Source organism: Pseudomonas sp. FGI182, assembly GCF_000511325.1.
Lineage (GTDB): Bacteria > Pseudomonadota > Gammaproteobacteria > Pseudomonadales > Pseudomonadaceae > Aquipseudomonas > Aquipseudomonas putida_Z.
The window spans coordinates 4,527,111-4,539,221 of record NZ_CP007012.1 but is presented as its reverse complement, the minus strand read 5'-3'; the positions used below and the strand labels follow the sequence as shown (position 1 = coordinate 4,539,221).

The following is a 12,111-nucleotide window of genomic DNA, read 5'->3' as shown; positions in this document are numbered from 1 at the left end:
TGCCTGACGCAACCGCGGGGTGGCATGAAGCCCCCCGTTTTAACCACCCACGTGAGAAAGTGACATGTTCAAGACCATCTTCACGGCTACTCATGCCCGTTCCGCCCTGCTGCTCGCCGCCGGTTTCAGCACTGTCCTGCTGGCGGGCTGCTCCAGCTCTCCGGTGTCCAAGGTTGGTGCCACGACCAAGGTCGAGTACTACCCGAGCTGCTACGAGCCCGTGCAGCACCTGCGCTCCACCGACGGTGACATGACCCGCTCGGTTGCCACAGGCGCCGTCATCGGGGCCCTCGGCGGTGCCTTGACCGGCGCCCTGGTCGATGGTGACAACCGCGGCCGTAACGCTGCCATCGGTGCGGCGGGTGGTGCCTTGGTGGGCGGTGCGGCCGGTTACTACACCGAGCGCCAGAAGCAGATCAGTGACGACAAGCAGCGCATTGCCTCGTACGCCACCGACATCGACAAGAGCGCTGCCGACCTGGACCGCACCACGGCCTATGCCAAGGCTTCGCAGAGCTGCTACCAGCGTGAGTTCACCAGCCTGATCGACGGCCGCAAGGCCAACCGCATCAACGACACCGAAGGGCGCAAGCGCCTGGCCGAGATCGTCTCGGGCCTGCAGGAGTCGAACAAGCTGCTGGCCACCGTCAACGGCCGCGTTGCGGAAAACCTCGACAACTACACCCAGGCCTACGAGCAGGACCTCAAGCAGGTTGGTGTGGCTCGTACCGATGTGGCAACCGTGGCTGAGCCGCCAAAGACCACCACTGGCAAGAAGAAGACCCAGGCCGTCAAGGTGAACACGAACGTGCCGCAAGAGGCGGTCGCCACCGAGAAGACCCTGCAGAAGGCCACTACCAAGAAAGCCGAGGCCCAGCAGGTGGCCAATGCTGGCGTCGACCAGGTCAACAAGATGTGCCGCAGCCCCGACATGGGTGACTGGGCGCCGGTGCCTTGCCCGAACGTGTAACCCACGCTCCGTTGCGCTCGCGCCGGTGCACGTGCAGCCCCTGGCAGGTCGCCTGACCTGCACGGGGCGTGCGTGGGCCGGCGCAGCGGCTTTTCGAATCAAGGAGAGTTGTCGTGACTGATCTGATGTCCGGCGCCCTGGGCGGTTACCGCCAGCAAATGGCGCGTCAGCGGCTGTTGTTGACCGTCGACCAGCAGAAGCTGTTCAGGGCCATCGATGCCGACCCGGGTATCGTGGGTGCTGGTGTTGTCTATATCGATGCCGAGTACAACGTGATCGTCCTGCGCGAATTCAAGCCTATCTGCAGCATTGCGCCCAAGCGTGTGATTCTGCAGGAGGCAGCACCTTACAAGTCACCTGAACAGTTCATGACCCAGCTGCAAACCGGCGCGCGTGAGCGCAAGGTGATGGCAGAGGCCGTGAACGCCAGTCTGGGTTGCCTCTCGGCCTACCTTGGTTGGGTCGTCATGTTCAGTGGCACCATTGCCGTACCGTTCACTGGCGGCGCCAGCATGGTGTTGACGGCGGTCGGTTATGCCGCCGCGGCTGCGGGTACCGGGCAGTGCATGATGGGCGGGTACCGAGTGTTCAACGAAGTGTTCGACCCAGGGCAGAACGACTGGCTCGACAGTAACGACACGGTCCAGACCGTGATGAGCATACTGGACGGCGTCGCGCTGGCAGGTGTGGGCGCATCGAGCCTGAACACCGTGCGGTTCCTGCAGGCTCGCAAAGCGGCTACCGGCAAGGGCTGGAGGGAGCTGTTCCATAGCCTGTCGCGGCAGCAACGCAAGGCGCTGGCCGAGGAGCTTCTGCTCATCAAGCATCCGTCGCTCACTGCCAAGCAGCTCAAGCTGAAGCAAGCGGCGGGAACTGCGATCAAACGTTTTACCCCTACCGAAATTCAGCATGCCACGCGTACCTTGATCAAAGACTCGATAGGCGGCTTGTCGGGCTTTGGCAGCAGTAGCTTCGTGCAATCGGTTGCCGTGGGGCTTTACGAGGAGATTACCGAGTGACCCGTGACCAGGAGCTGCAAGCGTTTCTTTCCCGTTATTTCGGCGTGTTCATTGCCGAGTTTTTCTTTTCCTGCATGGCGCTGGGTGGCACCGTCTCGCTGGTGTTCTCCACCTATATGCGCAGCTCAGACCCTGAACTCTCGGTGATGGTGCTGGCGGCAGCCGGTGTAGTGAGTGCCGCCTCGCATATCGCCATGGTGCGTGGCTTTGTCTGGGGCGTGCGCGGTGTGATCGGCATCCTCGTGGTTGCCTTGCTCGCCGCATTGCCCAGCTACGGTTATCGCCCGCACATGGGGGCGTACATTTCCGTCCTGGTGTTCGGTTTGCTGGCTCTGCTGATCATCAACAGCCAGCGTTACCGCGAGATGCGCGTGCGCCTGGTGGAGTATCGGGACATCCGTAAATTCAACCGTCGCGCGGCAAAAACCTCTAAATGACACCTTTCTCTGATGTAACGAGGGGATCGGGATGAATCTGCGCCGAAAGCGTACCTGGCTCGGTGGTTTGCTATTGCCCTTGCTCGTTGCTTGCAATGGCCATAAGGTCGAGCGTGTCGTGGTCTATGAGAATAACGTCCATCACTGGCGCATCGAGCACGTGGTGGAGCAGAACTGGCCGGTGGGGCCTCGCCAGTATTATCAGGTGTTTCTCAAGGACCGCCTGCTGATCCTGCCTGCCAATGTGTTCAACGACGAGCGCGACATTAGTGAGTTCGTTGCTGCGGGCGGTTTCGACATCAGCAACTGGCGCAACGAGACGATCATCGTGGCGTTCGAGAACGTGCAAAAGCGCGAAGGTGGCAACGAGCATTTTGTCCGCTCGCTGATGATCACCCCGGAGTACAAGGAAGGGGAGGTGATACTGAGCGACATGGCGAGCCATATGCAGATCGTGGTGCAGCGGGTGGAGCCGGTTGGGGAGGGGAAGTAGCAGGGCAGTGGTGTTGTAGGCAAGCAAATGAACTAGCTGTGGATGGCACCGGCATTTGTGGGAGCGGGCAAGCCCGCGAAGCAGGCGACGCGGTGGATGGCACCGGCTGCGCCGGTGTTCGCGGCTAAAGCCGCTCCCACAGGTACAGCGTGATCCTGAAGCCAGCGCAGTACCTGTGGGAGCGGGCAAGCCCGCGAATCAGGCGACGCGGTGCATGGCACCGGCTGCGCCGGTGTTCGCGGCCACGGCCGCTCCCACAGGTACAGCGTGACCCCGAAGCCAGCGCAGTACCTGTGGGCGCGGGTTCACCCGCGAAGAGGCCCGCCCAGGCAAAACCGCCGCTTAAACCCCATGCAACCGCAGCGCCCGCTGCGCACACTCCCGCCAACTCAACTTCGGCCTCTCTACCGGCGGCAGCTGTTGCACCTCCCCTGCCAGCACCACCGGCATATCCCGCATCCTCACCCAAGGCTCACTCTGCCAATACAACAACGTCGCGCTCCCCCCCCCCAGGCCAGCACATCTGCCCCAGTCGCGGGACATCCTCCATCCCGTCCGTCTGCCGATCACGCAGCACCGCCACCACCTCATGCGTCAGCCACCAGCGCAAATGCCGGTTCTCCGGCACATGGTGATGCGCCAACAAGGTATACGCCCCGGATTCGCTGACCATCGTGGTTTCCTGGTATTTGCCATAGCGCAGCAACTGCACGGAGCGGTACTGATCCGGGTCGAGTTTGCGCATGCAGTGTTCGTCGTAGAAGTGACCACTCAGCCGGGCGAGTTCGTGGGCGCAAAACCAGGCTTGGGATTCGAGCCAGAGGGTGTGGAGGGGGCGGTTGTGGCGGGTGAAGAGGGTAGGTGTATCGAAACTGTCCATCTTGGCCATCCTGATTTGGAGAGCCGCTGCTAACGGGAACGGAATACCGCTGCGTGAGCGTTCTTAAGCGCCGGCAGACGTTATCGCGACGATACAAAAGTCACAATGAGAACCTTGTAGGAAGCTTCCTCTTCGGCTTCTTCCTGCCAATCGGCAGCCTTCCCTATGCTTCGCTCGGCCCCACTTTCCACGGAGCTTAGAAAAAAGGCCACTGATATTTAAGTATAATTTCATGATGACTTGACTCTAAATGTCAAATATTTCTGAGTTTTTATTGGTACTGTCAATATGAGGTGGCTATGTATGACCTAGTACGATGAGACTGCGGATGCAGTTGGATCTCAGTAGGGAGGAATGAATCGCCCCTGGTTTTGTAAACACCTCCAAGCCTCATAATGAAGCCAAAATAGGAGATGCCATGAGTCGTCAGCGTTACCCCGAAGAGTTCAAGATAGAAGCGGTCAAGCAAGTGGCCGAAAAAGGCGATCCTGTCGCCGATGTCGCCCAGCGCCTAGGCGTGTCCGTGGACAGCCTTTACGCCTGGATCAAGGTCTACAGCAAGCCCCAAGAGCAGCGTCAGCAAGACGATGATCAGCAGGCCGAATTGCGCAAGCCACGCGCTGAACTCAAGCGCGTGACTGAAGAGCGAGACATCTTAATAAAGGCCGCCGCGTACTTTGCCAAGGAGTGCGGCTGAAGTATGCCTTCATCAAGAAGCACTCGACTGATTACCCGGTGCGGCGCCTTTACCAAACCCTCAAGGTGCACCCCAGCGGCTACATGACAATGCCGTAGCCGAGAGCTTCTTCCAGCTTTTGAAGCGGGAGCGAATCTGACGAAAGATCTACACAACCCGTGAAGAAGCCCGAAGTGATATTTTCGATTACATCGAGATGTTCTATAATCCAAAACGTCGACACAGCAGTGCTATGCAGCTGTCTCCAGTAGAGTATGAGAAACGCTATTTCCTGAGCTTGGAGAGTGTCTGGGGAACCAGAGGTGATTCAGTGTCTTACTACGTAATTTTTGTAAAACTGCGAAAGCAGGTCGATAAAAGTAAATGCCTGATAGCATAGTTAATGAAAGTGTGACTAGTATGCTTGTTGTGGCTACTCAGGATGTTTCATGGCTGATGTCGTGTATCAAGTTGTGTTTTGTTCAGGAGGCTATGGCGGTGGACAAAAGTACTTCAGAGCGCATTCCAAGCTTTGAGGAGCAGTACGCGATTTTTGAAGTCTGCTCTGAGCCGGAGGTGGAAGACGCTTACAAGCGCTATATGGAGCGATCGGATATTCTGAAGGACTGGCGCATTCTCTATGCGTCAGAGCGGAACGATGGCCCATATCCCATTCGCCGAGAGCAACTCTTGGATGATGGAATCGTTGCAACCCTTTTCCGTGGGCGTTCACTTTGGTGCTTGGACGCCGAGTTCGCCTCTGCGGGTGACAATCGGTATGAAATGAAGATGGGGCAGTGTGCTTTCGTCGACTCCAACGTTGCCTCCTACATCCGAAGTATCGCTTACAAGAAACCGTCTGAAGCGCGCGAAAAAATCAGAGAGCGGCTGGCTTCAAGCTTGACCCCGGACGTGTTGCAGAACATCAATCCCTATTTGTATCTGTGGGAGGCACACCGGAACTGGAACGCTACGACCATGGAGTGTTGCGAGCAAACTGTTGCAGCACTTTATGGCCTGAGTCTATGCGATAGTCCGCTGGACGCAGGATGGGGAGAGCGCTACCGAACGCAATATGTCGAAGAAGCAGAGGCCCATGCGAAAATCCTGATAAAAGATTTTTCCAAAACGTTAGAAAGTTCGCTGGGGCAGGCCTTAAAAATACATTCTGCCGCCGTTGAATGTATGCTGCTACGGGCTAAGATATTGGACTCTGACAAGAGGATGACTCCTGAGTCGAAAATGTTAGAGCTCATAAGGTTCATGGATGAAGATCTGGCAATCGTCATGAATCGGGAGCTGATCATATGTGCAGATATATTTTTTAGAGGTGGGCGTTGCAATACATCAAAAAAATTGAATTCGTTGCTCACTGCAGATGATCCGCTGGATAGAATCAAGAACTGTGCGTGGGATATTTACATATTCAGGATTTTGGACTCGCTCTCATTCTCTAAGAAGTTTCCGGATGTTACATTTTTCGTGGATAAAATTATTACCAACGATAAGGATGTGGCGGACATAGTGAGGCTTGCTGAACTGCGAGCAATGATGATAAATAGACGGACTGGTTTGGTTTTGCCATTCTACAACGACAATATTGTGCAGTGGCTAAATAACTTGGTCGGGGAGAAAGGTTTTAATTTGATTTCGGAGCGACTCCAGGAGGACGCTTTCCGTCGTCGTGCCAATTCAAGAAGCTATGAATCCATTCTCAGAATATTAGCGGCGGATCAACAGCATCTCATGAGCCTAGTAGCGTCAGCGAAAGGAGTATTGACGTCCTGACGGTAATTACGAAGCCGCTGGATACCTCGATAATGGGCAACTGGTGCCCTCATTGAATTGCCTTGGAGAGGCATTTCAATGGTGGCAGCTCAGAAAGCTCATGCTCTTCAAGCTTCGGCGGCCGCTAGCCGTCGTTGCTATCTAGTCTTACCTACGAAACTCTAGAATTAGGTGGGATGAGTCAAGTACATGAAAAATCGGAGTATGGCACTCAAGGTCTAGAAGATGTGGAGTGGAGAGAGCTACGGCACCTTCCGTTCTTCATAAGTAAGAGGGTCCGAACGTAGTGTTGGACTGGGCCAACACCAGAGAATCGGGCGCGATTCGGATGACAATCTCAGCGACTGCTTCTAATGTCAACAGCAGACGCAGATGGTGGATGTAAGGAGCGGTTTGTGTGGAGGCGTGAACCGTTGGCCATAACGCGTCGGGGGGGACAGCTACCCAAAATCGCCGCCAGTAATATCCGGTTGGTACTGGTGGAAATTGACAAATTGGCGATTATATGGCGTTGTGCAGCATTCGATGCCCAATGCTGAAAATTGGCGGCTGGCCTACAATTGGATCGCTCAAGTCAAAGGGTTTGGATTTCTTCATGATTAATAAGCTGGCAGAAGTTTTAGGTCGAGCCCGGTTGCTGGCTGGAAAGGATTTCACAGGGTTAGGGGTTGTTGTTTGTGATTCAAGTGCTGAGCTTCCTGTGTTTCCACTGAGGCTAGATGTTGAGATACCGATTGAGGATGATGTGGCTACGATTTTAGCTGGTCTATCTACAGTGGATAGTGACCTGCATGACGGGTTTCATGTGTTGAGTCCGGATTTAAAATTGATTGCACTGTCACAGTACTTCTCTCCTTCGATAGCGATGTCGGCAGTTATCAATAGGTCGCGAAAATTTGGTGGGCGATATGTTGCCGCCATATTTGGCTCCATGTTGCCGGGTGTGTGCCTGTGCGGGATATCAACTAAATCATTGGGTGTTGTGATTTTCAAGGATGGACGTGAAGTTTATTTTGAGGGGGTATGAATGTTCTTGTTGATATATCCAGTGCGGGTGATCGTATTTTTATGCGTTTTTTATGGTGTATGCGTGTTTGGTGTCTACACCCTATTGGATTTCTTCTGCCTCCAGCGTGATTCCAGTCCGCTCACCATGGCCTTTAGCGGTGGAGCTGTTTTAAATCTTGGATTGCTAGGTTTCTGCTATTGGGGATGGCGAAAAGTATGGTCATGCATCCCTGCACTGAACTCTCTACTTTTTCCTGATCTAAATGGTGTCTGGGAAATGAAAATTCATTACCGTAATGCTGAAGTGAGCGGATCTGTATCAGCTACGGCCGTGATCAAGCAGAACTGGCTGAGTATGAGCATGGAAGTTCTTTCGGAGAATTCGGAGTCACAGACGCTCGCTATTGTTCCAAAAAAGGACCAGGAGTCGGGGCGTGCCCAGATTTTCTATTTTTACCGGGTTACCCCCAAGAAAACTGATGTCGAGGCGAAAGAGCCATATGAAGGATCTGCCAATCTTAAATTTTCTGCGCTAGGCATTAATAAATTAACCGGTAATTATTACACCAGCGCAGCGACAGATGGACACTTTGAGCTGAGCCGGCAGGATTGACCAAGAGAGCTAAGAGTGTCCCTGAGCTTAGCCTGCGAGCGTCTTTAGCATGGTACTAGAGGCGTTCGCAGGTTGCATCTACAGGGGCGGACTCGAGGTTCCGCGCGGAGCCAGAGAGCAGTAAGTCACTTTATCGAGACGTGTGAACGATCACGGGTTGATTGTGCTCATGGGAGGGTAGGGCGACTCCCCACGGATAGACTGGCACGGAGGACCGCTCATATTGATAGATGATCGCGGTCGGCAAGAGCCTTCTGTCGTAACTACGTCCCAGATTGAACACCACGCTGTTCGGAGCTGCTAGGACCAGGTGGATGGTCTTTGTGCCCTGTCCTGAAAGTAGCTTAACTGCCTGCAGGAACTGCTCCGCTAAAGCGGATTGTTTCTCCTGAGACCAGTGCGCATTTGAGGACAGCTCTTGCATTTTCAGGTGCATGATCGGGAAGCTTGGAAAAGTAGCTGCGATGCCTGCCTCGTCGACCGGATAGGAAATTGATATCGCCAAAACCACTTCATCGGCTACGCCGTTGGGCGAAGCTACGATTTCCAGCCGTCGCCCATCATCAACCCCCTTTTCGATAAGGCGCCATTGACCGGCTCCGAACCGATCCCAGTCAAAGACCTGTACGCTTCCTCCCTCGTCATCCAGGAGGTAGCCCGTAAGAAAAGTGAATGGTACAGCCATCAGTCCACCGTAGGCGATCTTGACGTCATTTTTGTTCTCGCCCTCCAACCGACGAACCAGATCGCCTCGACCTTCCACCACCTTCTGCAGCGCAATCTCTGGGCTCGATATGCGACCTTCCGTCAACCCTTCACGGATGTCGACGAGGATCCGCTCGACGTTACCGCCAATGGTATCTCGCACCGTGCTATCCAGCGGGGTATCGATCTTGAACAATCCTTTCTGCTCCAGAAGAACGACGCGCTGCCGGGCGAGTTGTTTACGGTCGTGCAGATTGAAGCCTGCTCCGGCAATAATCATCACTAGACCTACCGCGAAGGCGGTAATGACCATCCAGGCAGCAGGCCCGCCAGTCGTATCAACGCTTGCTTGCAGTTGCACTGAGGCGCTGACGAATATGATTTTTCCAATTAAGCCTCCGGCCAGCGAAAGGCCTATCAACACGACTCCGTTGCGGATAAGGCTGAGTCCAAAATTCTTGGGACGGACGAACCAATCGATCAGCTTCCTTCCCCAGTTCAAGATTTCTTCCTTAACCATCAATTCTTCCTTTCTATTCAAAGCAGTATTCTGCAGGGTGCATGCTGTCAGTCAATGATCACGGATGGCATGATCTAAAGCTACTATTGATGAAGGCTTTTCCACGTGTTTGGCACACTAGGGGATGCTTTCTGCAATATGTACGGTCCGATTGTAAAAGAGGTATGGAGAAATGGTTAAGCTCTCAGCGGGGCGAGCGAACCAGCTTGGATTAGGACAAGATGATAAACTCACATGCTCGATAATGTTCCGGTGTTGGGGGATGAGATGAATACTCAAGAACTTTTTATTTCTGTTGATATCGAGGCTTCTGGCCCCATTCCTGGGGAGTACAGCATGCTTTCCTTGGGGGCCTGTGTGGTCGGGCGGCCAGAGCAGAGCTTTTATATGGAGCTGAAACCCGACAGCCCCAAGCACGACCCTGAGGCTTTGGGCGTGACGGGCTTTCATCTTGATGAGCTGAGCCGCACAGGGCTTGAGCCTGTCGACGCCATGAAGAAGTTTTCCGCCTGGGTTGCTGATGTCGGAGGTAGTGAGAAGAAGCCCGTCTTAGTAGGGCTCAACGCTCCTTTTGACTGGTCATTCGTAAATTACTACTTTCACAAATATGTTGGAGAGAACCCGTTTGGGTTTACTGCACTCGACATCAAGGCCTACTACATGGGCGCTTTCAATCTCGAATGGAGACAGACCAAATCCTCGCATATGGTCGAAAATCTCCAGCCCCGGAGTGCCTCTACGCACAATGCGCTCGAAGACGCACAGCATCAGGCCGAGCTCTTCGCCTTGATGTTGAAGCGCAGAGAAGAGCAAGGCTGAGTCAGTCGGCCAAGGTTGCCTCGATGCAAGACTCGCCGTGGAATAGCCAAGCCTTGATACCGTTGCGTTCGGACGAGAGACCCACAATCACAGCGATCGGATGGGGCAGTTCGTTTGCATAGCGCGCGGCAAACCTCTTGAAGCTTTTGACATCGGTGGGAGAGATCATGGGAATGGCCTGGGGGTGGGTATGCCAATAGCCGACAAGCCGAAGCCCTTGTGCGTTCGCAATTTCTATCTCGCGCCGGCAGCGTTCGGCGTCGAGCTCCAACCATGTCCAGCCCGCCCTATCCCGGGCATGTGGCGGTGTGGCCAGACTGATCATCAGTCCGGTGGGATCGTCTAAATCCAAAAACAGCTGGCCACCCCGTTCGGACCTTGATGATCGTTGCCGATACTGATCAAGTACATCGGCAACGGCTTGTGTCACAGACAATCTGCAACCGAGGCAACGCCACTCCCACGTCCAGGCGACGGCTGTCATTGGCCTTGGTCCTCGACGGTTGGCCACTCGCGTTCTAGAACGATGTGCTGAACGCCTTCTGCCACTTCGGGTCCGTGATAGGTGCCGCCACGGCTGGCAATGTCCTGAGGTCGATAGATCGTTGTGCTCCAAACCGGCTGTTCGAACTTCTCGGTCAATGATCTCAGTGCGAGTTGCACCACCATTGCCGCTACATTAGCCATTCCTGAAGCGCCGCCAGGGATGAAAGTCTGACCGCAGGCTGGAAGTTGTACGACTCCTTCTCCTTGAGGCCACTCCGTGTACTTATTCAGAAAATTCCCTGAATGATCGAACAACGATCGCCCATCAAAGTTTCCATCAGGAGCTAGCAGAGCATGTCCAATGTAGGAGTGAGGCTCACTCCAGGCTTGGATCAGGTTCCTTGGGGCGCCGTTTGACTTGCTAGCCCATAGTGCAACTTCTGAATCCCAGTCTGCGGTCGTCACGATCACGAGGTCAGCATCTTTGATCAGCGATGGTTTAGCCTGCATGACTGTTTCAGAGCGCGCGGGGATTGGGGTGACCTTCACTATAGGGAGGTCACGCCTGAGCTTTTCAGCCAGCGCTTCTGCTTTGGGCTGTGCCAGATCATCTGTGCCAAGCACGTGACGGCCTAGGTTGGCGGACTCCAGCACATCGGGATCAATCAGAATGAGTTCCCCCACGCCCGACTTGGCCAACTGCAATGAAACTGGGCTGCCCAATGAGCCGACGCCAATCATGACAACACGCGCCTTTTCGAGATCTGATGCGGTACCGCTGAGGTCGCGTGAGAGTATGTCGTCTCGGTCGAGGATATTGAGCGTTGTAGTGCGCACAAGTACAGGGGCGTGGGCTGGCTGGTGCTTACCCGACCAGCGTCTGGCAGACCTAAACCCGTGCCAGCGTCCATAGTCTGGTTGCTTGCTGTAGGAGCGAACTTCCAAGCAGTACACAGGCGCTCCCTGTCCACCTGGTAACTCAAGCATGATCCAGCGGTCAGCGACTGAGCCTTTTCCCGAAAACCAATTGAGAAATTGTTTAGCGTCGTCTGCGCTCAGGTGTGGGGTCAACCAATCCAAAAGGGCTTCAGGGGTTGGAAAGCGTATATCAGGATGGGTCTGCAGTTTGACATAAAACCCAGCCGCGGACGGCGCTCGGATTTTCCCAGCGTGACCGATCACTTGCTTCAGACGGCCTTTCAACAAGTCCTTGCTTGAAGCAAGCCATGCTGTGCGATTGCGTCTACCTGGCCGTGGATCGCTGATCGCAAATAGCTGAGTTGCGGTTTTTGGGCGTTCAAGCAACAGGAGATCCTGTGGTGCGGAGTCCAATTGCAGGCTCCAATACGTGGTGCACTCGTTATGAAATTCGGTATCACGCAGAGCTGGATCTGCTCCTTCGGCTACCAGTCGCAAGATCGATGAGAGGCGAGAGAGACTATCCCTCACGATCTCTTCTGGCGTTCCAGTGATCGGTTTTTCACGAAAGCCGTGGAGGCAAAGACCGGACTCCATTGCGTGAGGCCATTTAAGCCAGGGAGAGGGCTGGACATGCAGCTGGAGTGATGCTTGGGGGAAATGGGTTGGGAATGAAATGCGTACTCGACGCTCTATCCCGGTGTAGTCAGCCGGTAGTGGGAATGTGAAACTCTCCGCCTCGCCCTTCTGCCTCGGAGTAGGTTGAAGAAGGTAGGCGG

General features: G+C 54.7%; 12 protein-coding genes and 1 pseudogene. 9 read left to right on the top strand and 4 right to left on the bottom strand.

The window, feature by feature from the left end:
- Nucleotides 1-64: 64 nt before the first annotated feature.
- The 4 genes from tagQ to C163_RS19955 all read left to right on the top strand — a co-directional run bounded on the left by tagQ (nt 65) and on the right by C163_RS19955 (nt 2,919).
- Nucleotides 65-970, top strand: a complete 906-nt coding sequence (gene tagQ / locus C163_RS19970) for a type VI secretion system-associated lipoprotein TagQ (protein WP_025340301.1) — start codon at nt 65-67, stop codon at nt 968-970.
- Between the two features lie 125 nt (nt 971-1,095).
- Nucleotides 1,096-1,989 (top strand): hypothetical protein, encoded by an 894-nt coding sequence (locus tag C163_RS19965; protein ID WP_038408275.1) that lies wholly within the window; start codon nt 1,096-1,098, stop codon nt 1,987-1,989.
- Nucleotides 1,986-2,426, top strand: a complete 441-nt coding sequence (locus C163_RS19960) for a hypothetical protein (RefSeq protein ID WP_025340299.1) — start codon at nt 1,986-1,988, stop codon at nt 2,424-2,426. Before C163_RS19965 ends, C163_RS19960 begins: the two co-directional genes overlap by 4 nt.
- 31 nt (nt 2,427-2,457) lie before the next feature.
- On the top strand, nt 2,458-2,919 hold the full coding sequence (locus tag C163_RS19955; RefSeq protein ID WP_025340298.1) for a hypothetical protein: 462 nt from the start codon (nt 2,458-2,460) through the stop codon (nt 2,917-2,919).
- 472 nt (nt 2,920-3,391) lie between these two features.
- Here the strand turns inward: C163_RS19955 and C163_RS19950 are convergent, their stop codons facing one another.
- Nucleotides 3,392-3,799 carry a Bro-N domain-containing protein gene (locus C163_RS19950; RefSeq protein ID WP_371257951.1) on the bottom strand — a complete coding sequence of 136 codons (408 nt, stop codon included), beginning with the start codon at nt 3,797-3,799 and terminating at the stop codon, nt 3,392-3,394.
- 418 nt (nt 3,800-4,217) lie between these two features.
- Between C163_RS19950 and C163_RS26765 the strand changes: the two are divergent.
- The 4 genes and pseudogenes from C163_RS26765 to C163_RS27250 form a co-directional block, all read left to right on the top strand.
- Nucleotides 4,218-4,785 (top strand): annotated as a pseudogene (locus C163_RS26765) (transposase); the annotation flags it as partial.
- A 188-nt stretch (nt 4,786-4,973) separates the two neighbouring features.
- Entirely contained in the window at nt 4,974-6,263 is a 1,290-nt protein-coding gene (locus tag C163_RS19940; protein ID WP_155951638.1) for a hypothetical protein, read from the top strand.
- A 595-nt stretch (nt 6,264-6,858) separates the two neighbouring features.
- Nucleotides 6,859-7,290, top strand: a complete 432-nt coding sequence (locus tag C163_RS27255) for a hypothetical protein (protein WP_155951637.1) — start codon at nt 6,859-6,861, stop codon at nt 7,288-7,290.
- Entirely contained in the window at nt 7,291-7,884 is a 594-nt protein-coding gene (locus tag C163_RS27250) for a hypothetical protein (RefSeq protein ID WP_025340295.1), read from the top strand. It abuts the gene before it with no gap.
- A gap of 130 nt (nt 7,885-8,014) precedes the next feature.
- On the opposite strand, the gene C163_RS19930 is transcribed toward C163_RS27250, so the two are convergent.
- Entirely contained in the window at nt 8,015-9,109 is a 1,095-nt protein-coding gene (locus tag C163_RS19930; RefSeq protein WP_025340294.1) for an SAVED domain-containing protein, read from the bottom strand.
- 267 nt (nt 9,110-9,376) lie between these two features.
- Here C163_RS19930 and C163_RS19925 point away from each other — a divergent pair, with 267 nt between their 5' ends.
- Nucleotides 9,377-9,928 carry a 3'-5' exonuclease gene (locus C163_RS19925; RefSeq protein WP_025340293.1) on the top strand — a complete coding sequence of 184 codons (552 nt, stop codon included), beginning with the start codon at nt 9,377-9,379 and terminating at the stop codon, nt 9,926-9,928.
- Nucleotide 9,929: 1 nt separating this feature from the next.
- Here C163_RS19925 and C163_RS19920 read toward each other — a convergent pair whose 3' ends face one another.
- Together C163_RS19920 and C163_RS19915 are read right to left on the bottom strand one after the other, a co-directional pair.
- Nucleotides 9,930-10,412 carry a Mov34/MPN/PAD-1 family protein gene (locus C163_RS19920; protein ID WP_025340292.1) on the bottom strand — a complete coding sequence of 161 codons (483 nt, stop codon included), beginning with the start codon at nt 10,410-10,412 and terminating at the stop codon, nt 9,930-9,932.
- Nucleotides 10,409-11,929, bottom strand: a complete 1,521-nt coding sequence (locus C163_RS19915) for a ThiF family adenylyltransferase (RefSeq protein ID WP_256220381.1) — start codon at nt 11,927-11,929, stop codon at nt 10,409-10,411. Before C163_RS19915 ends, C163_RS19920 begins: the two co-directional genes overlap by 4 nt.
- Nucleotides 11,930-12,111: the final 182 nt, after the last annotated feature.